Origin of the sequence: Actinoplanes philippinensis, assembly GCF_900113015.1 — a bacterium.
GTDB classification, from domain to species: Bacteria; Actinomycetota; Actinomycetes; order Mycobacteriales; family Micromonosporaceae; genus Actinoplanes; species Actinoplanes philippinensis.
Genome location: NZ_FONV01000001.1, coordinates 787,565 through 805,299, shown reverse-complemented (window position 1 = coordinate 805,299; position 17,735 = coordinate 787,565). Strand labels below are relative to the sequence as shown.

Annotated in this window: 19 protein-coding genes; 8 read left to right on the top strand and 11 right to left on the bottom strand. The window is 72.4% G+C overall.

Annotation, left to right across the window (positions count from 1 at the left end):
* Nucleotides 1-15: 15 nt before the first annotated feature.
* The 6 genes from BM290_RS03540 to BM290_RS50540 form a co-directional block, all read right to left on the bottom strand.
* Nucleotides 16-1,119 carry a glycoside hydrolase family 43 protein gene (locus BM290_RS03540; RefSeq protein ID WP_244903861.1) on the bottom strand — a complete coding sequence of 368 codons (1,104 nt, stop codon included), beginning with the start codon at nucleotides 1,117-1,119 and terminating at the stop codon, nucleotides 16-18.
* 88 nt (nucleotides 1,120-1,207) lie between these two features.
* The gene (locus tag BM290_RS03535) at nucleotides 1,208-2,557 is read right to left on the bottom strand and encodes an L-serine ammonia-lyase (protein ID WP_239143269.1); all 1,350 of its coding nucleotides are present in this window, start codon (nucleotides 2,555-2,557) and stop codon (nucleotides 1,208-1,210) included.
* 73 nt (nucleotides 2,558-2,630) lie between these two features.
* On the bottom strand, nucleotides 2,631-3,497 hold the full coding sequence (locus BM290_RS03530; RefSeq protein ID WP_177319561.1) for a glycosyltransferase family 2 protein: 867 nt from the start codon (nucleotides 3,495-3,497) through the stop codon (nucleotides 2,631-2,633).
* Nucleotides 3,498-3,594: 97 nt separating this feature from the next.
* Nucleotides 3,595-4,347, bottom strand: a complete 753-nt coding sequence (locus BM290_RS03525; protein ID WP_093609790.1) for an SGNH/GDSL hydrolase family protein — start codon at nucleotides 4,345-4,347, stop codon at nucleotides 3,595-3,597.
* A gap of 59 nt (nucleotides 4,348-4,406) precedes the next feature.
* The gene (locus BM290_RS03520; protein ID WP_093609788.1) at nucleotides 4,407-5,819 is read right to left on the bottom strand and encodes an NAD-dependent succinate-semialdehyde dehydrogenase; all 1,413 of its coding nucleotides are present in this window, start codon (nucleotides 5,817-5,819) and stop codon (nucleotides 4,407-4,409) included.
* Complete coding sequence (locus tag BM290_RS50540; RefSeq protein ID WP_275413095.1) at nucleotides 5,816-5,944, bottom strand: hypothetical protein; 129 nt, start codon at nucleotides 5,942-5,944, stop codon at nucleotides 5,816-5,818. Before BM290_RS50540 ends, BM290_RS03520 begins: the two co-directional genes overlap by 4 nt.
* Nucleotides 5,945-6,018: 74 nt before the next feature.
* Between BM290_RS50540 and BM290_RS03515 the strand changes: the two genes are divergently transcribed.
* From BM290_RS03515 to BM290_RS03500, 4 genes are all read left to right on the top strand, one after another.
* Nucleotides 6,019-6,741, top strand: a complete 723-nt coding sequence (locus BM290_RS03515; RefSeq protein ID WP_093609956.1) for a LysR substrate-binding domain-containing protein — start codon at nucleotides 6,019-6,021, stop codon at nucleotides 6,739-6,741.
* Between the two features lie 49 nt (nucleotides 6,742-6,790).
* Nucleotides 6,791-7,978: an FIST signal transduction protein gene (locus BM290_RS03510; protein ID WP_093609786.1), complete on the top strand. Its 1,188-nt coding sequence runs from the start codon at nucleotides 6,791-6,793 to the stop codon at nucleotides 7,976-7,978.
* An 11-nt stretch (nucleotides 7,979-7,989) separates the two neighbouring features.
* Nucleotides 7,990-9,726, top strand: coding sequence for a putative bifunctional diguanylate cyclase/phosphodiesterase (locus BM290_RS03505; protein WP_093609784.1), 1,737 nt, complete (start codon nucleotides 7,990-7,992; stop codon nucleotides 9,724-9,726).
* A gap of 72 nt (nucleotides 9,727-9,798) precedes the next feature.
* Complete coding sequence (locus BM290_RS03500; protein ID WP_143133600.1) at nucleotides 9,799-11,160, top strand: right-handed parallel beta-helix repeat-containing protein; 1,362 nt, start codon at nucleotides 9,799-9,801, stop codon at nucleotides 11,158-11,160.
* Here the strand turns inward: BM290_RS03500 and BM290_RS03495 are convergent.
* The gene (locus BM290_RS03495; protein WP_093609780.1) at nucleotides 11,145-11,771 is read right to left on the bottom strand and encodes a TetR/AcrR family transcriptional regulator; all 627 of its coding nucleotides are present in this window, start codon (nucleotides 11,769-11,771) and stop codon (nucleotides 11,145-11,147) included. The genes BM290_RS03500 and BM290_RS03495 overlap by 16 nt on opposite strands.
* A gap of 65 nt (nucleotides 11,772-11,836) precedes the next feature.
* Here BM290_RS03495 and BM290_RS03490 point away from each other — a divergent pair, with 65 nt between their 5' ends.
* Nucleotides 11,837-12,196, top strand: a complete 360-nt coding sequence (locus tag BM290_RS03490) for a cupin domain-containing protein (protein WP_093609778.1) — start codon at nucleotides 11,837-11,839, stop codon at nucleotides 12,194-12,196.
* Here BM290_RS03490 and BM290_RS03485 read toward each other — a convergent pair.
* The gene (locus BM290_RS03485; RefSeq protein ID WP_093609776.1) at nucleotides 12,117-13,079 is read right to left on the bottom strand and encodes an AraC family transcriptional regulator; all 963 of its coding nucleotides are present in this window, start codon (nucleotides 13,077-13,079) and stop codon (nucleotides 12,117-12,119) included. The two genes, BM290_RS03490 and BM290_RS03485, sit on opposite strands and share 80 nt — an antisense overlap.
* Before the next feature lie 75 nt (nucleotides 13,080-13,154).
* Between BM290_RS03485 and BM290_RS03480 the strand changes: the two genes are divergently transcribed.
* Nucleotides 13,155-14,006: an NADP-dependent oxidoreductase gene (locus tag BM290_RS03480; protein WP_093609774.1), complete on the top strand. Its 852-nt coding sequence runs from the start codon at nucleotides 13,155-13,157 to the stop codon at nucleotides 14,004-14,006.
* On the opposite strand, the gene BM290_RS03475 is transcribed toward BM290_RS03480, so the two are convergent.
* Nucleotides 13,987-14,706, bottom strand: a complete 720-nt coding sequence (locus BM290_RS03475; RefSeq protein WP_093609772.1) for a hypothetical protein — start codon at nucleotides 14,704-14,706, stop codon at nucleotides 13,987-13,989. The two genes, BM290_RS03480 and BM290_RS03475, sit on opposite strands and share 20 nt — an antisense overlap.
* A 69-nt stretch (nucleotides 14,707-14,775) precedes the next feature.
* Nucleotides 14,776-15,636: a hypothetical protein gene (locus BM290_RS47065; RefSeq protein ID WP_143133599.1), complete on the bottom strand. Its 861-nt coding sequence runs from the start codon at nucleotides 15,634-15,636 to the stop codon at nucleotides 14,776-14,778.
* Nucleotides 15,637-15,763: 127 nt separating this feature from the next.
* Here BM290_RS47065 and BM290_RS03465 point away from each other — a divergent pair, with 127 nt between their 5' ends.
* Nucleotides 15,764-16,915 carry an MFS transporter gene (locus BM290_RS03465; protein ID WP_177319560.1) on the top strand — a complete coding sequence of 384 codons (1,152 nt, stop codon included), beginning with the start codon at nucleotides 15,764-15,766 and terminating at the stop codon, nucleotides 16,913-16,915.
* 22 nt (nucleotides 16,916-16,937) lie between these two features.
* Entirely contained in the window at nucleotides 16,938-17,285 is a 348-nt protein-coding gene (locus BM290_RS03460) for a hypothetical protein (RefSeq protein WP_093609766.1), read from the top strand.
* On the opposite strand, the gene BM290_RS03455 is transcribed toward BM290_RS03460, so the two are convergent.
* Nucleotides 17,282-17,572, bottom strand: coding sequence for a hypothetical protein (locus tag BM290_RS03455; protein WP_093609764.1), 291 nt, complete (start codon nucleotides 17,570-17,572; stop codon nucleotides 17,282-17,284). The genes BM290_RS03460 and BM290_RS03455 overlap by 4 nt on opposite strands.
* Nucleotides 17,573-17,735: the final 163 nt, after the last annotated feature.

The following is a 17,735-nucleotide window of genomic DNA, read 5'->3' as shown; positions in this document are numbered from 1 at the left end:
CCCATCCACGACCGTTCATCTGGACCAAGACCGCCGAAGAGATCCTCGAATCACTCGCCCGATTTTGTAGCCGAATTTCCGGCGCAGCACACTAGCGCCCCACTTGGCCAGCACCCGGGTCTCCTCGGCGGCGGTCAGGTTCAGGATCGAGCCGTGCCGCTTCTTGGTGGCGCCGAGGCTGTAGTCGGTACGGGTCGCGAAGTTCGCGGTGCTGCCCAGGTTGGTGGACCGTACCGGCATGTAGCCCCGGCCGGTGGCGTACTGGTCGACCCAGAGGTGCCACTCGTTGGCCCCGTTGGTCTGCGCCCACATCGGCCCCTCGACCACGTTGCCGCCGGTCGCGCCGTTGGAGATGCCGAGGTGCTGCAGGTCGCCGATCCTCGTCCAGGTCCCGAGGATCGTGTTGCTGCCCTCGACGGTGATCTGCCCGTCGGCCGACGCCCGGTAGTACCGGTAGCCGCCCAGGCTGTTCGCCACCTCGATGATCTGGGTGTCGATGATGCCCTGGCCGGATCCCCGGTCGATGTAGAGCTGCGGGGCGGTCACGGTACGGAAGTCGCTGGTCCGGACGTACCAGATGCGGTGCTTGGTGACGCCGTTGAGCGCCGAGTTGGTGGCCCAGTAGATGACGTAGTCGTTGGTGGCCGGGTTCCAGATGGCCTCCGGCGCCCACGCGTCACCGGCGCCGGAGATGCCGCCGGCCACGTTGATCAGCCGGGGCACCGACCAGTTGACCAGGTCGCTGGACTCCCAGACGACCAGGCTCTTGCTGCCCTTGCTGGAGGCGTCGCCCCACGAGGTGCCACTGGCGATCCGCAGGTCGGTGGCGATGATCCAGTACTTGTCGCCGGCGGGGGAGCGGACGATGGCGGGGTCGCGGACACCCTTGGTGCCGACCGTGGACAGCAGCACCGGGCCGCCGGCGTTGAGGTCGGTCCAGTTGCGGCCGTCCTTGCTGTGGGCGAGGTAGATCTGCTCGCCCTGGGCCGACTCGCCGATGAAGTGGACCATCAGGTAGCCGGTGAACGGGTCGAGGGCGCTGGCGGGGGCGGCCAGGCCGGCGACGAGGAGGACGAAGGCGGCCAGGAACGCGCTGATGCGGCTGAAAACTCGGGGCATCGAGAACTCCGATTGTTAGCGCTAACGCACGGGGGGAATGTTTCGAAGTGTTGATGCCCGTAACTTTGTTGTCAAGCAGAGGAAACCCTCAGCACTCGATGACGTTCACCGCGAGACCGCCGCGTGACGTCTCCTTGTACTTGTCCTTCATGTCGGCGCCGGTCTCCTTCATGGTCTTGATGACCTTGTCGAGGGAGACGTGGTGGCGGCCGTCGCCGCGCAGCGCCATCTTCGCGGCGGTGACGGCCTTGACGGCGGCCATGCCGTTGCGTTCGATGCACGGGATCTGCACGAGCCCGCCGATCGGGTCGCAGGTCAGGCCGAGGTTGTGCTCCATGCCGATCTCGGCGGCGTTCTCCACCTGTTCCGGGGTGCCGCCGAGCACCTCGGCCAGCCCGGCCGCGGCCATCGCGCACGCCGACCCGACCTCACCCTGACAGCCCACCTCGGCCCCGGAGATGCTGGCGTTGCGCTTGCAGAGCATGCCGATCGCCCCGGCCGTGAGCAGGTAGCGGACCACACCCTCCTTGTCCGCGCCGGGCACGAAGTCCAGGTAGTAGCGCAGCACCGCCGGGATGATCTCGGCCGCGCCGTTGGTGGGCGCGGTCACCACCCGGCCGCCGGCCGCGTTCTCCTCGTTGACCGCCATCGCGTAGACGGTCAGCCACTCCATCGCCAGCTCGGCCCGGTCGCCGGCCACCCGCAGCTGACGGGCCGTGGCCCCGGCCCGGCGGCGCACCCGCAGGCCGCCCGGGAGCACACCCTCGGCATACAGGCCGGCGTCCACGCAGTCGCTCATCACCTGCCAGATGTCCAGCAGCCCGGCACGGATCTCCGATTCGGTACGGTGCGCGCCCTCGTTCGCCAGCATCAGCCGGGAGATCGACAGCCCGGTGGCGTCGGTGTGCTTCAGCAGCTCGGCGGCGGTGCCGAAGGTGTAGGGGACGGTGGTCTGCTCCGGCCGTACCCCCGTGGCCCGATCGTCGACGACGAACCCGCCGCCGACCGAGAAGTAGGTCTTGCGTGCCACCTCCGTGCCGTCGGCGCGCAGCGCCGTGAAGAGCATCCCGTTGGGGTGCCCCGGCAGCGTCCTGCGGCGGTGCAGGACCAGGTCGACGTCCACCTCGCGCTCGCGCAGCAGCCGCAGCCGGCCGTCCGCCCGGATCCGTGCGGCGCGCGCGTCGGCGGTGATCACGTCCACCGTCTCCGGGTTGTCGCCTTCGAGCCCGAGGAGCACGGCCTTCGGTGTGCCGTGTCCGTGCCCGGTGGCCCCGAGCGACCCGAACATCTCGGCACGGACCATGGTGACCTGATCGTTTCCGGTCAGGTGTGCGGCGAAGAGGCGGGCCGCCCGCATCGGGCCCACGGTGTGTGAGCTGGACGGGCCGATACCGACGGAGAACAGGTCGAAGACGGAGATGTGCTGCTCAGGGCTCACGATGCACTCCTTTGTGCGCCGACGGTCGGGGGAAGCCGACGGAGTTTGTTACGTGAGCGGGGGTGTCCTCGGTTCAGCGACCTGCCCCGATGCCCTGATCGCCGACGCTCGACATCGGGTTCTTCCGGGCGGCCACCATCGGCAGTTCGTGCCGGCGGTGGTGGCTGGTGTGCAGCCAGCGCATCATCGGATACATCGCCAGCAGGAAACGGGCGGTCAGAACGGCACGGGCGTACGATCCCCGCCGCACCCGGCCGATGTGCTGCGCGTACCCCCGCTCGGTCATCAGCAGGTAATGCCGGAAGCCGGTGAAGTCGCCCTTCACCCGGCGCGACGACGTGCCCGCCACCAGCGTCCGGGCATACCGCACCGAGTAGCCGCCGGCCCGCAGGTGCATGCCCAGGTCCAGGTCCTCGTGGAAGCGCTCGTCGGCGCAGAGCGAGGCCGCCACCGCGTGCCAGATCGGCCGCCGGATCGCCATGTTCGCCCCGAAGACCCAGTCGAGGCGGCCGTTCGGCACCGTCCACAGCCCACGGATCATCGCGTCACCCCGCGCCGCCACCCGCGGCAGCGTCACGTCGTAGTAGCGGACCGGGCCGGTCGCCGCGTCCACCGACGGGTCGCGGAACGTCTCCTCCACCGCGGCCAGATGCCCGGCCGGCAGCCGGGTGTCCGCGTCGATGCGCACGATCACATCGCCGGTCGCCGCGTTCAGCCCCCGGTTGCGGGCGTGCTGGACCCCCTGCCGCCCCTCGGCCAGCACGATCACCCGGCCCCGGAAACCGTGCAGGATCTCCGCCGTACGGTCGGTCGAGTTGTTGTCGACGACGATCACCTCGTCGGCGGCCCGGGACTGCGTCAGCACCGACTCCAGGCAGGCGCCGATCATCGTCTCTTCGTTGTACGCGGGAATGACCACGGAAATGCGCAGCCCTGACATCGGTCCTCCGATTGTCGCGTTGGCGTGCATGGTTTCGCGTCGATGGAGGACACGACAACGCAGCTTGGGCGACGAGTCGGTGGCGCGGGGGTGAGCGTCAGGCGGTGATCGGCGTCCAGGTCGCGAACTTCGGGACCCGGTTGTCACCCGAGGACCGGCCACGCAGCCGCCGGTTGATCCACGGGAGCACGTGCTCGCCGTAGTAGCGGGCCTCGTTGAGCAGGTGGAACGCGGGCGCCGGGCCCGGGTCGAGGGTGTGCGGCGGCGCCGGGTGGCCCAGCGCGCCCAGCACCAGCGAGGCCACCCGGCGGTGGCCGGCGGCGTTGAGGTGCAGGCGGTCGGACGACCAGTAGACCCGGCGGCGCAGCTCGACGTCACGGAAACAGTCGACGAACGTCACGTCGTAACGCGGGAGCAGCTCGGACACCGCGGCCGTGAGGGTCTCGCCGCGCTGCCGGAACGTGCTGCCGAACGGCAGATGGTCGGACGGGTCGGCGCCGCTGAGCACGACCAGGCGCACCCCGGACTCGGCGCAGCGCCGCACGGCGTGCTCGGTCAGCTCGACCAGACGATCCAGCGAGACACCACGGCGCAGCATGTCGTTGCCGCCGCCGTTGAAGGTGATCATGGTGGGCGCCGGGGAGAGCGCGAGGGCGGCCTCGAGCTGGTCGTTGACGATCGGCTCGAGCAGGCGGCCGCGGATGGCGAGATTCGCATACTCCACCGGACCGCCGGCGATCTCGGACAGGCCGGCGGCGACCAGGTCGGCCCAGCCGCGCTCGGTGCCGTCGGGCAGCGTGTCGCCCAGACCCTCGGTGAAACTGTCGCCGATCGCCACGTACCGCGTCATACGTGGGACGCTATCCGACCGAACGGTCGCAAAGCCAACCATCGCGGCGGCGACCTACGTCACGAAGACCACAGGCCGCCGCTGTGGGAAAGCTGTGCGGGCCAGTCCACGCTCAGGTATTGCGTCTCCTGGAACTCGCGCAGACCCTCCCGGGCGCCCTCCCGGCCCAGGCCGCTCTGCTTGACGCCGCCGAACGGTGCGGACGGGTCGGAGACCAGGCCACGGTTGATGCCGACCATGCCGGCGTCGATGGCCTCGCCGAGGCGCAGCGCGCGGGCCAGATCGCCGGAGAAGACGTACGCGGCCAGGCCGTACTCGCTGTCGTTGACCAGCTCCAGCAGCTCGTCCTCGTCGGACCAGGTGGTGATCGCCGCGACCGGCCCGAAGATCTCCTCCCGCAGGACGGCCGCGTCGGCCGGCACGTCGACCAGCACCGTCGGCGGGTAGAAGTGGCCGGGCGCGTCCGGCAGCGTCGCCCGATGGCTGATCCGCGCCCCGGCCGCGATCGCCTCGTCCACCGTCCGGGTCACCCGGCGCAGCGCGGCGGCACTGATCAGCGGCCCGATCGTGGCCCCACCGGCGGCCGGGCCGACGGTCAGCTTCTCCACCGCCGCCCCGAACCGGGCCGTGAACCCGGTCGCGATCGACCGGTGCACGTAGAAGCGGTTCGCCGCGGTGCACGCCTGCCCGCCGTTGCGGAACTTGGCGATCATCGCCCCGGCGACGGCCGCCTCCAGATCGGCGTCGCCGGCGACGATGAACGGCGCGTTGCCGCCCAGCTCCATCGACGAGTTGACGACCCGGCCGGCGGCGTGCCGCAGCAGCACCCGGCCCACAGCGGTGCTGCCGGTGAACGAGATCTTCCGGACCCGCTCGTCGTCGAGCCACGCGCCGACCACGCCGGCCGCGTCGGTGGTGGTGACCACGGTGATCACCCCGTCCGGCAGGCCCGCCTCGGTGAGCAGCGCGGCCACGGCCAGCGCGGTCAGCGGGGTCTCGGCGGCCGGCTTGACCACCGCCGTGCAGCCCGCCGCGAGCGCCGGCCCGATCTTGCGAGTGATCATCGCGGCCGGGAAGTTCCACGGCGTGACCAGCGCGGCGACACCGACCGGGCGGTGCGTGACGAGGGTACGGGCGCCGCCCGCCGGAGACTCGCCGAAGTCACCGCCGGGCCGTACCGCCTCCTCGGCGAACCAGCGGAAGAACTCGGCCGCGTACGTCACCTCGCCGGCCGCGTCGGACAGTGACTTGCCGTTCTCCCGGCTGATCAGCCCGGCCAGGAACTCGCGGTCCCGGATCATCAGCTCGTACGCCCGGTGCAGGATCTCGGAACGCCGCCGCGGCGGCGTCGTCGACCAGGCCCGCAAAGCGCCCGCCGCCGCGTCGACGGCCCGCAGCGCGGCGGGGACGTCCATGTCCTCGACCGTCGCGATCTCCACCAGGGTCGCGGGGTCCACCACGGGAAACGTCATCGGATCTCCTCGAACCCGGCCGCCGCGGCATCGCCGGCGACCGCCGGCGTCTTGCGGCCCATCAGTTCCCGGGATCGCGGGCCGGGGAGTGCGGTGCCCGGCCGGCGCTGTCGCTCGATGCTCACGGCGTCCAGTCTCGGGCCGCCGGCCATGCCCGTCCATTACCGTTGTGGCAGCCTGAATATGCCTGGGAGGCATGATGGAGCTGCGTCGTCTGCGATACTTCGTGGCCACCGCCGAAGCGGGCACGGTCAGCGGGGCTGCCACCCGGCTGCACCTCACCCAGCCCGGCCTGTCCCGTCAGCTGCGCCGGCTGGAGCGGCTGACCATCGGCGCGCCCACGGTGACGCTCACCGACGTGGTCGCCCCGTTCATCGCGACGCTGGCGCCGGACGATCCGACCACCGACGTGCTGGGCGCGGACGGCCTGTCGCCGGCGGACACCCTGCGGCAGGGCGCCGATCTGGCCGTCGGGACGATCCCGGCGTCCGCACCGTTCCACGCGATGCCGCTCGCGGTGCTTCCGGTCTGGGCGTACGTTCCCGCTGATCACCCCTGGGCCGGCCGGGAGCGGGTGCGGCTCGCGGAGCTGCTCCCGGAGCCGCTGATCCTGCTGCCGCCGGCGTTCACCGCTCGCCAGGCCTGGGAATCGGCGGTCCGGGGATTCCCGCACGAGGGGATCGAGGCCGCCAACGGCACCGTCGCCCAGGCCCTCGCCGCCGCCGGCCGCGGGATCGCCATCGCCTCCGACGACCCGCGTTTCGGCCTGGTCCCGCTGGCCGTGGAGACGGACGGCCGCGACCTCTCCATCCGGTTGCGGGCGGTCTGGGACTCCCGCCACGCGGCCGCCACCACCATCGAGGGCTTCGCCGCACGGCTGGGCCGCTTCGTCCGCGACCGCTACGACGCCCCCGCCGCCTGACCTTTCCAGCTGTCTCAGGTCCGGCCCCGGGGTGCCGATTCCTCGCGGCATGGATCGCGTTGACCTGGACAGCCGCTGGTTCGGCTCGGGACACAGCACCCTGGCCGACCCGGCCGCGGCCGGAGCCGAGGCGGCCGCCGCGGCGCTCGACGGGCGTACCCCCGCTGTGGTGTTCGTGTTCTGTTCCGTCGGCTATCACGTGCCGGAGCTGTTCGACGGCATCCGGGAACGGGCCGGCACCGACACGGTGATCGTCGGCTGCACGACGTCGGGGCAGCTCGGCGGCGGTACGGTCAGCCGGGACGGGGTGTCGGTCACCGCATGGGGCGGGGACGGGTTCACCGTACGCACGCATGTCTCGAGAAACGTCTCGGACCGCCTGCGTGACGCCGGGGTGGAGGCCGCGAGCTGCCTCGGCGCCGTCGACCAGCCGCACCGCGCGCTGCTGATGCTCTGCGACGGGCTGACCGGCAACCAGCACGAGGTCGTGCGCGGCGCCTTCTCGGTGGCCGGCGCCGTCGTGCCGCTCGTCGGCGGCTGCGCCGGCGACCACCTCACCTACGTGCGCACCTACCAGTTCCACGGCGGCCGGGACGGCGTCGAGATCCTCTCCGACGCGGTCGTCGGCGTCGCCATCGGCTCGGACGTGCCGCTCGGTGTCGGCGTCGCGCACGGCTGGCGCAAGCGGGGCGACGCGATGATCGTGACCAGCAGCCGGGAGGGCCGCGTCCACGAGCTGGACGGCGAACCGGCCCTGGACGTCTTCCTGCGGCGGCTCGGCCTCGACGAGTCGATCCTCGACGACACCGAGGCGTTCCGGCACGCGGCGTTCCTGCATCCGCTCGGTCTGTCCCGGCGCAGCGGCGAGGACATCCGGGTCATCCACGACGGGGATCGGGCCGACCGGTCGCTGTTCTGCCTGGCCGACGTTCCGCAGGGCGGCCTGGTCTGGCTGATGGAGAGCGACCCCGGCTCGCTCACCGACGCGGCCGGGCAGTCCGGCGACCGGGCCGTGCAGGCGCTCGCCGGCCGTCCGGCGCTCGGGGCGCTCGTCTTCGACTGTGCGGCCCGGCGGGTGACCATCGGCGAGGACGGTGTGGCCGCGGAGAACGCCGGCCTCGTCAAGGCGATGCCGGACGTGCCGTTCGGCGGCTTCTACAGCACCGGCGAGATCGCCCGGGTCCGCGGCGCGCTGGGGATGCACCATTTCACCGTGGTCACGCTCGCGCTGTCCTGAAGGGGGTCGACGTGAACCACTGGTCAACGCATCAGCTCACCGAGTTCTTCGCCGCGGTCTGCGAGTCCCGGGACGAGCGCGCCGCGATCACGCTCGCCGTGGAACGGGCCGCTGAGGTGCTGGAGGCGGAGGTCGGGGCGGTCCTGCGCGGCGACCGGGTCGAGGTGGCCCGCGGCGTCGACCGGGACCTGCTCGACGAGGCCCTGCCGGCGGCTCCGGAGGCCCTGCTGTCGCTGCCCGGGCTCGATGACCTCAACATCTGGTCGGCCCGGTTCGGCGCCGAGCCGCGCGGATCGCTGATGGTGGCCCGTGCCGGGGACCCGCTCGACCCGGAGGAACGGCAGTTGCTGCAGGCCATGGCGCAGACGCTGGGCCTGGCCCTGTCGAACATCGCCCTGCTCACCGCGGAACGCCGGTTGCGTGAGGAGCGTGAGCGCGAGTCCGCCGAACGTCTCGCCCTCGTGCAGTCGCTGCGGGAGGCCCGGCACGACTCGCTGACCGGCCTGCCGACCCGGGTGCTGTTCCTGGAGATCCTCGCCGAGAAACTGTGCCGGCCCGCGCCGACCAGTGTCCTCTTCATCGACCTGGACCGGTTCAAGGCGGTCAACGACAGCCTCGGCCACCGGGCCGGCGACGACCTGCTCGGCCACGTGGCGGCCCGGCTCCGCGACTGCCTGCGGCCGGCCGACACGGGCGCCCGGATCGGCGGCGACGAGTTCGCGGTGCTGCTCGACGACACCGCCACGGACACCGCCGGCCCGGTCGCGTGGCGGATCATCGAGGCGTTGCGCCGGCCGTTCCGGATCGCCGGCCGGGACGTCTTCATCGGCGCGAGCATCGGCATCGCCACCGGGACCGCCGGGTTCGACGCCGACGACCTGCTCGGCAACGCCGACGTCGCGATGTACCGGGCGAAGAAGGACGGGCCCGGCAAGGTCGTCGTCTTCGAGCCGGCGATGCACGCGGAGGCCCTGGCCCGGCTGACCCTCACCGCCGACCTGCAGCACGCGCTCACCGCCGGCCGGTTCCGGCTCCTCTACCAGCCGCTGATCCGGCTCGACAGCGGGCGGGCCACCGGCGTCGAGGCGCTGATCCGCTGGTCGCGGCCGGGTACCGGCAACGTGCCGCCCGCCGGGTTCCTGCCGCTCGCCGAGGAGAACGGCATGATCGCCGACATCGGCCGGTGGGTGCTCCGGACCGCCGGCGAGCAGGCGGCGCGGTGGCGGGCGACCATCCCCGAGCTCACCCTCAACGTCAACGTGTCCGGGCGGGAGCTCGTCGACCCGCATTTCGCCGCCACCGTCGAACGGACCCTCGCCGACTGCGGGCTGCCGGCCGGTGCGGTCACCCTGGAGCTCACCGAGTCGGTGCTGATGAGCGATCCGCGGACCGCCGTCGCCTGCCTCACCGACCTGCGTGACCTCGGGGTCGGCCTGGCCATCGACGACTTCGGCACCGGCTACTCGTCACTGTCCTACCTGCAGCGGCTGCCGGTCGACGAATTGAAGATCGACCGTGCGTTCATCAGCCGGGCCGAGCCCACCACCGCCGACCTGGCCGTCATCCGGACCGTCGTCGAGCTGGCCCGCACCCTGAAGCTGCGGACCGTCGTCGAGGGCGTCGAGACGGCCGAGCAGCACGTGGCGATGCGCCGGCTGGGCTGTGACTACGGCCAGGGATACCACCTGTGCCGGCCGATCGAGCCGGAGAGCGTCCCAGCCGCCTTCACCGGGCCGCTGATCGCCTGACGCCGGGTCTCCCTCGCCGGTCCACGGTGGTAGGTTTCCGTGATCTTCGATCGACGGGGGAGTCTCATGGAGATGATCAACAGGCGGAACATGCTGCGTGCGGGCGTGGTCGCCGCCGGGGTCGCCGGTGGGGTCGCGGTCGCGGCCGGGCCGGCTTCCGCGGCCGCGAGCGGCAAGGGCTGGGTCTCGGTCCTCGACCACTACCGCGACGCGCAGGGCCAGGAGCGCGACGACGCCGGGGCGATCCAGGCGGCGATCAACGCGGCCACCGCGATGCGACCGGTGCACAGCGTGCTGGTGCCGCCCGGGGAGTACGTGGTGAACCGGGAGATCCTGGTCAGCGGGCTCAACGACGCGGTCATCAGCGGGCACGGGGCGACGCTCACGCTGACCGGGGCGGCGGCCACCACGCCGGGCGCCAGCGCGGTCCTCAAGATCACCGACAGCGAGCGGTTCGAGGTGTCCGGGCTGACCGTTGTCGACAACGAGCGCACGCAGCCGTACAACGGTGTCAGCATCGCCCGCAGCAGCCGCGGCACGCTGAACGGCGTGTCGGTGTACGGCGTCAAGTGGACCGGCCTCGGCGTCTTCGACACCACCCCGGGCGCCTCCACCGACATCGCCATCATCAACTGCACCGCCGTCGGGACCAGGTTCGGCATCTCCACCAACGGGCACGACGTCCGGATCATCGGCAACCACGTGGCGATGTACTGGCCGTCCACCGCGGAGGCGGCGGCGAAGGGCGGCGTGTGGAGCGCCCCGTCGGACTACTACGACGGCATCAACGTGCTCACCGGCTCGGACCGGACCACCGTCACCGGCAACACGATCACCGAGTGCGGCCAGGCGGGCGTCTACACCCAGGACTGCACCAACCTGGTCGTCTCGGCCAACACGGTGACCGGCTGCCAGCTGCGCGGCATCGAGGTCGACGGCGGCAGCCGGGTCGCGGTCGGCGTGACCGTGAGCGGCAACACCGTGGTCGACTGCAAGGGCCAGATCAACCTGGTCCGGGCCCGGGACGTCAGCGTCGTCGGCAACCGCCTCGCGAACACCTCGGCGGCCCGTGCCGCCAGCCTGATCGCGGTCAACGTCGGCAGCTCGCACGTCTCGGTCGTCGGCAACCACGCGACCCAGGCCCACCCCACCTTCCCCGCGGTCTACGTGATCGGCGACGCCACCGACGTGACAGTGGCGGCAAACGAGGTGGTGGCGGGCACGCCGTACCAGGCGCCGGCCTCGGTGGCCCTGCTCTACCGCAGCGCGGCCGGCGAGTTCACCGTCGGCGGGCGGCTGCTCGCGACCAAGGGCCTCGGTGTCGGCAACGCGGTTGCGGCAGCCACGCCCGGCAAGGTGGTCAGCAAGATCGAGGTGTTCTCCGCCTCCGGCGCCAGCCTCGGCTTCGTCCCCGTCTATCAGTCGATCGCCTGACCGGCCCGGCCGGCTGACCGGTCCGGTCCGGTCAGCGCGGCCGTCAGCAGGGCCCGGGCGGTCGACGTGACCACCCGGGCCGCCTGCTCGCGGGTGTAACCGGCCACGTCGAGCAGCCAGATCAGGGTCTCGATGCCGGTGGCGGACCGGATCGCCACCGCCAGCGCGCGGATGTCGAGCCCCGGGTGCGACTCGCGCAGCGGCTCCAGCGCGTCGGCGATCCAGCCGACGGCCCGGCCCTGGCGCAGCACCGGCCGGTCCGTGCCGGGCTGCAGGGACAGGTGCAGGGAGGCCCGGAGCTGGGGCTCCCAGGTGAAGTTGTAGTCGGTGAAGGCGGCCATCACCGCGTCGAGGCGGGCCCCGGGGTCGGCCGGCGCGTCGGCGGGCAGCAGCGAGTCCGGCGAGATGGCCGGGTGGGCGGCCAGCAGAAGGCTGCGCTGGTTCGGAAAGTAGCGGTAGGCGGTGGTCCGCGAGATGCCGGCCCGCTCGGCGGCATCCTCCACCTTGGGCGTCTGCCCGGCCGCGAGCAGCTCGCGGGTCGCGGTGACGAGCGCCTCCCTGGTGCGTGACTTCTGTGCCGTGCGACCGGTCGACTCATAGGGCATCGGCATCCCATCATGGTACCGTGGTCCCATATGGGACTGCAGTCCCATGAAGCCTCCGGGAGGAGCGCACGATGAGCCACGACGACCCGGCCGTCACCAACCCCGGCCTCTACCGAGTGATGTTCGAGAACGAGCGGGTGCGCGTCCTGGAGTATCGGGACGAGCCCGGCGACCGCACCCGGCCGCACCGGCACCCCGACAGCGTGATGGTGACGCTCAGCGCCTTCCGGCGGCGCGTCTCCTCCGGCGGCCACAGCGTCGAGCTGGCCCTCGGCGCCGGCGAGGCCCGCTGGCTCGGCGCCCAGGAGCACACCGGGGAGAACATCGGCGACACCGCCACCCACGGCATCTTCATCGAGTTGAAGGAGCCGGGTCCCGCCTCGGCCGGCGACGGCCCGGCGCCGCTCGGTCCGGCGCCCGCCCGGCCCTGACCCGGCGGTAACGACCCGGCGGCTCCCCGAAACGGCGCTTGAACGCGGCTGCGAAGGCGAACTCGGAGCTGTACCCGACCTGTCCGGCGACGGCGCCGACCGTCATGTCGGTACGCCGTAGCAGCCCCGCCGCCACCGTCATCCGCCACCAGGTGAGGTAGGTGAGCGGCGGCCGGCCCAGCAGGGTGGTGAACCGGCGGGCGAACGGCGCCCTCGACAGCCCGCCCACCGCTGCCAGGGCGGCGACCGTCCACTCCCGGCCCGGCTCGCGGTGCATGGCGTGCAGCGCGGCGGCGGTCACCGGGTCGGCCAGGGCTGCCGCCCAGCCGGTCGGGTGGTCACCGGCCAGGCAGGTGCGCAACAGGTGCACGAGCATCGTGTCGAGCAGCGCCGGGACCAGGGCGTCGCTGCCCGGCCCCGGCTCGGTGAGCTCGGCCGCCAGGTGATCGACCACGGCGGCCAGCCGAGGCTCCCGCCCGGAGCGGATGTGGACCAGGTCGGGCAGGTCCCGGATCAGCGGATGCGTCAGTGCCGGATCCAGCTCGTACGCCCCGCACAGCGTGACCGTGTCACCGGCGCCCGCCCGGCGCGGCGGATCCCCGGCGGTGACCGGGTCGCAGGCCGGCGCGATCGGCCGGGTCCCGGCGGCGTCGGCGAGCGCGTGCCCGTCGCCGTGGACACGGAACACGATGTCGCCCTCGGCCAGCCGCACCGGCTCGGCGCCGTCGCGCAGCAGCACCCCGGAGCCGCGCAGCATCACGTGGAATCCGGCCGAGCCGGGCACCGGCGCGAACTCCTGCGCCCACGGCGCCTGCCACGCCACCAGCGCCGATCGCGGCCGCCCGGTCCGCATCACGGCGAGCACGTCACTGAGCACGTCCATCCGAGGACGATCGCATGGGAAATCAGGATTCTGAAGCATTCATCGTCTCGGGGCGGTCCGCTTACTGTGCGTGTCATGAGAGCGATGCGCATGCATGGGTACGGCGGACCGTCCATGATCCACGACGACGAGATCGAGCGGCCCGTGCCCGGTCCCGGCGAGGTCCTGCTCCGGGTGGCGGCCACCACGTTCAACCCGTCCGAAGCCGGTCTGCGCCGTGGCCTGCTGCGGTCGATCGTGCCGGTCGATCTGCCGTACACCATGGGTCTCGACGTGGCCGGAACCGTCGTCGCGACCGCGACCGGCGGGCTCGCCGCGGGGGACCGGGTGATCGGCCGTCTCGACGGTGGCGCCGCCGCCGATTTCGCGATCGCCCCGGCGAATGTGCTGGTCCGCGTCCCGGACGGGGTGGACCTGGCCGCCGCGGCCGCCCTGCCGATCGCCGGGCTGACCGCCTGGCAGGCCGTCGTCGAGCACGCCGCGGTGACCGCCGGGCAGCGGGTGCTGATCAACGGGACCGGTGCGATCGGCCGGTTCGCCGCGCAGCTGGCCCGGCACGCGGGCGCGCACGTCACCGTCGTCTCCCGGTCGGGCGGCGTCACCCCGGCCGGGCCGGTCGACGCCGTCCTGCATCTGGTTCCGGCCGCGCCCCGGCACACCGCGCTGCTCCGGCCCGGTGGTGTGCTGGTCTCGGTGACCACCCCCGCCGATCAGCTGCCGCGCGGGGACTTCCGGGCGGTGCATTTCATCGTCCGCAACGACACCGGCGATCTCGCCGCGATGCTGGACCTGGTCGCGGCCGGGGCGCTGCGCATCGACATCGCCGGACGGCGGCCCCTGGCCGATCTCGCCGCCGTCCACGAGGAGGCGGAGAGCGGCCGCCTGCCCGGGAAGACGCTGCTCCTGCCTACGGCCTGCGCCAGTTGATCTTCCGGTACTCCCGGCGGCCGGTGGCGGCGTCGAGCGCGTCGGTCACCCGCTGAGCGGCCTCCGGATCGCCGGCGAACTCGGCGGCGGCCTCCGGGCCGACCGGTTCCTCACCGGCGAGGCGCGCGGCCAGGGCGATCAGCCTTCGGTCCCGCTCCGGCACGTCGGCGGACGCCGCGAACCCCACCACCGCCGCCCAGTCGCCGACCTGGCCCATGCGCACGATGGCGCCCATGTCCCACGGCAGGTCCATGATCTCGACGAGCTCGCCGAACCCGGGCCGGTCCGGGACCGCGGTGAAGATCAGCAGATACACGGCGGCCGCCCGGCCCGGCAACGCGCCGGTGAAGACATCGGTGATCAGGACGTTGCGGATCCCGTCGCCGTCGAACTCGGCGGCGGTCGTCGGCCGGGGCGGGCGCAGCTGCAGCTGTACGTGCGGCGCCGTCTCCGGGTCGGCCAGCAGCTCGGCCACCCGCAGGCACTCGGCACACGGCGGCAGCCGGTCGATGTTGGTGTCGTCCTTACGAAGCCCCATGTCGTACCCGATCCAGATGGCCGACTGGTCCTCGGTCCAGACCCTGCGCTCGGGCGTGGAGCAGAGGGCGTAGCCGGTCAGGCCGCCGTCCTCGCCGGGCCCGAAGTCGAGATCGACGGACAGATGCCGCAGGGTGCCGTCGGTACAGGGTCGAGGTGTCATCGGATCCTCCCGTCACCGTCATCGGTAACCCCGTGACCACGAAGCGTATCCATGCCCGGCAAGGGGACCCTAGGCGAGAGTGGCGGCCTGAAGGTCGATGTTGCCGCAGGTCGGGTGGTAGGAGGCGGTGGCCGCCCAGGTGACGGTCACCGTCGAGCCCGCGGCCGCCTGATAGCGGATCTCGAAGCGGTTCGTGCTGATGCCGTCGCGGTTCTCCAGCGTCCGGGTGGCGGTGGCGCCCGGGACGCTGACCGTCAGGCGGCCGGCGGCCATCCACACTCCGGCGTAGACCCGCAGCGTACGGACGGCCGGCCCGGCCGGGGCCCGCAGGCTCATGGTCGCGCCCTGCCCGCAGCTGTAGACACCGGTCGGCGTGCCGGTGACCGCGCCGGTCGGGCCGCCACCGGTCCACGTGTAGCGCTGCGGGTTGTTGTCGTAGCGGCCCCGCGGCGTGCCGCCCAGGTCCTCGATGACGCCGGCGCCGCGACGACGGTTCAGCGACGTGGCGTCGGTCAGGCCCCAGTGCGCCCAGTCCCGGCGGCCCTCGGCGCTCAGGTCGACCACCGCGGGGACGGGCGCCGCGGTGACGGACACCGTCGGCGTCACCGGCTCGGCGGGGGAGCGGGGCGGGGTCGCCGACGCCGGCGGGTCCTGGCCGGCGACCGGGATCGACGGGATCTTCGACGGTGCGGGGGAGGGCAGCGGGGCGATCGACACCGGCGGGTTCTGCGGCGGCGTCCAGGGCGCTCCGGTCCACAGCGGCAGCTCCGGCTCCGGGGCGGCCACCGGGTCGCCGGCGCCGGCGATCTGCGCCGTGGTCACCGCGGCGACCACGACGACGGCGGCCGCCGCGGCCAGACGCCACCAGCGGTGCCCGGCGCGGTGCCGCCCGGTGATGGCGCCGCGATCCGTGCCGTCCTCTGCCTGCACCGCGGCGACCCCCACCTCGTCCGAACCCCGAGAACGCCGACTAACATACGGCCTGCGTGCGGATCTGTCGATCAGACGTCGACGATTATCGCTTCACAGTATTGAGCAGCGAAAATACGGTGGCCGGGTGGGGAATCTCCTGGCGCTCGCCGCGGCCGCGTTCTGTTACGTCGCCACCGAGACGATGCCCATCGGCATCCTGACGCTCATCGCGGGAGACCTCGGCGTCTCACCACCGGCGGCCGGTCTTCTGATCAGTGGGTACGCCGTGACCGTCGCCGTGATCACCATCCCCCTGACGTTCGCCACCCGGAACGTCCCCCGGCGCCGCCTGATGATCGTCCTGCTGGCCGTTCTGGTGCTGGGCAACCTGCTCTCCGCCCTCGCCTTCTCCTACGGCGTCCTGCTCGCGGCCCGCCTGCTGGCCGCCCTCTCCCAGGCGATCTTCTGGGCCGTCGTCGCCCCGGTGGTGGCCGCCATGTTCGACGTCTCGGTCCGGGGCCGGGTCAGCGCCGTGGTCTTCGCCGGCGCGTCGCTCGGCCCGATGCTGGGCGTGCCGGCCGGCACCTGGATCGGCCAGCAGTTCGGCTGGCGGGCCGCGTTCCTCGCCCTGGCCGTGCCGTCACTGGCCGCGCTGGCCGCCCTGATCGTGGGCATGCCGGACGTCGAGGTCGGGGCCACCCACGCGGCGACCGGCACCAGCCCCGACCGCCGCCGGTACGCGATCCTCGTCGCCGTGACCACGCTGTCGGTCGCCGGGCTGTACACGGCGTTCACGTACACCGAGGTGTTCCTGACACAGGCGGCCGGTTTCGCGGCCGCCGCCCTGGCCCCGCTGCTGCTCGCGCGGGGGATCGCCGACTTCGGCGGCATCGCGGCCGGCGGGTGGGCCGCCGACCGGTGGCAGCGCGGCTCGGTGGCCGGCGCGGTGGCCGTGCTCGCCGCCGCCCTGATCGGCATGTACCTGGCCGTCGACGACCGGGCCGCCACCGTGGTCCTGCTGGCGGTCACCGGGTTCGCGATCGGCGCGCTCACCCCGGCCCTGCAGAACCGGGTCCTCGAAGTGGCGCCGGGCGGCACCGACATGGCGTCGGCCGGCAACTCGGTGGCCTTCAACGTCGGCATCGCGGCCGGGTCGCTGCTCGGCGCGGCGGTCCTCGACAGCCAGGGCGCACGGGTCACCACCCTCGCCGGGGGACTGCTCGCCCTGGCCGCGCTCGCCCTCTTCCTGGCCGAACCGCTGCTCACCGGGCGTACCCCCGAGGTCATCCGCAGGTGATCGCCCTGGCAAGCTTCGGCAGGTGGAAGCATTGCGGCTGATTCTTCTCTTCATTCATCTGGTCGGTTTCGCCCTGCTGCTCGGCGGCGCCGTCACTCAGTTCGTGTCCGGGAAGTTCCGGATCAACCCGGCGATCCTCTGGGGCTCGATCATCCAGCTCGCCAGTGGCATCGCCCTGTCGGCGCCGCTGCGTGGCGGCGGCGACCACGAGCCGGACCCGATCAAGCTCGGTGTGAAACTGCTCTTCGCCGTGCTGATCTTCATCATGGTGTTCATCCCGCGCAAGCGCGACGAGGTCAACAAGGGCCACTTCATCGGCATCATCACGCTGACCGCGGTCAACGCCGCGGTGGCCGTCTTCTGGCACTAGGTTCGCTGACGCGAGGCGGGCGGGCAGTACTCCTTCGCGCCCGCCTCGAAGCCCCGCTCCAGGCCCAGGTCGAACCCGCGGGTGTAGTCGTTGGCCTCATAGGTCTGCGCCCGGGCCGGCTTGGCACAGTCGGTCCGGGCGGCCTCCAGGCCGCGGTCGAACCCGTCCTGATAGCCCTGCTTGAACTGGCGCCCGTCGGCGGGCGCGGCGAGGGCGGGCGCCGGCGCGACCGGGCTGAGAACCGCTGTGACCAGCAGTAGCGCGATGCCGAATCGTCTCGCTTTCATGACCTTCAGAATCTACGCTGCCCGGTCGCCCTCTGTGCGGCGAACGGTAGAACCCGCGAATGAGTGTGATGCGGACGGCGTGGGCGTGCGCGTCGCGGCGAGCGCCGGTAGTCTCGGTCGGATTCTTGTGGGTAGGAGGCCCGCTAGATCACGCCCACGGCAG

Coding starts and splice junctions, on each gene's coding strand:
- BM290_RS03540 (WP_244903861.1), bottom strand. CDS start 1,119: ATGCCCCGAGTTTTCAGCCGCATCAGCGCGTTCCTGGCCGCCTTCGTC.
- BM290_RS03530 (WP_177319561.1), bottom strand. CDS start 3,497: ATGTCAGGGCTGCGCATTTCCGTGGTCATTCCCGCGTACAACGAAGAG.
- BM290_RS03525 (WP_093609790.1), bottom strand. CDS start 4,347: ATGACGCGGTACGTGGCGATCGGCGACAGTTTCACCGAGGGTCTGGGC.
- BM290_RS03520 (WP_093609788.1), bottom strand. CDS start 5,819: ATGACGTTTCCCGTGGTGGACCCCGCGACCCTGGTGGAGATCGCGACG.
- BM290_RS03515 (WP_093609956.1), top strand. CDS start 6,019: ATGGAGCTGCGTCGTCTGCGATACTTCGTGGCCACCGCCGAAGCGGGC.
- BM290_RS03510 (WP_093609786.1), top strand. CDS start 6,791: ATGGATCGCGTTGACCTGGACAGCCGCTGGTTCGGCTCGGGACACAGC.
- BM290_RS03500 (WP_143133600.1), top strand. CDS start 9,799: ATGATCAACAGGCGGAACATGCTGCGTGCGGGCGTGGTCGCCGCCGGG.
- BM290_RS03495 (WP_093609780.1), bottom strand. CDS start 11,771: ATGCCGATGCCCTATGAGTCGACCGGTCGCACGGCACAGAAGTCACGC.
- BM290_RS03490 (WP_093609778.1), top strand. CDS start 11,837: ATGAGCCACGACGACCCGGCCGTCACCAACCCCGGCCTCTACCGAGTG.
- BM290_RS03485 (WP_093609776.1), bottom strand. CDS start 13,079: ATGGACGTGCTCAGTGACGTGCTCGCCGTGATGCGGACCGGGCGGCCG.
- BM290_RS03480 (WP_093609774.1), top strand. CDS start 13,155: ATGAGAGCGATGCGCATGCATGGGTACGGCGGACCGTCCATGATCCAC.
- BM290_RS03475 (WP_093609772.1), bottom strand. CDS start 14,706: ATGACACCTCGACCCTGTACCGACGGCACCCTGCGGCATCTGTCCGTC.
- BM290_RS03455 (WP_093609764.1), bottom strand. CDS start 17,572: ATGAAAGCGAGACGATTCGGCATCGCGCTACTGCTGGTCACAGCGGTT.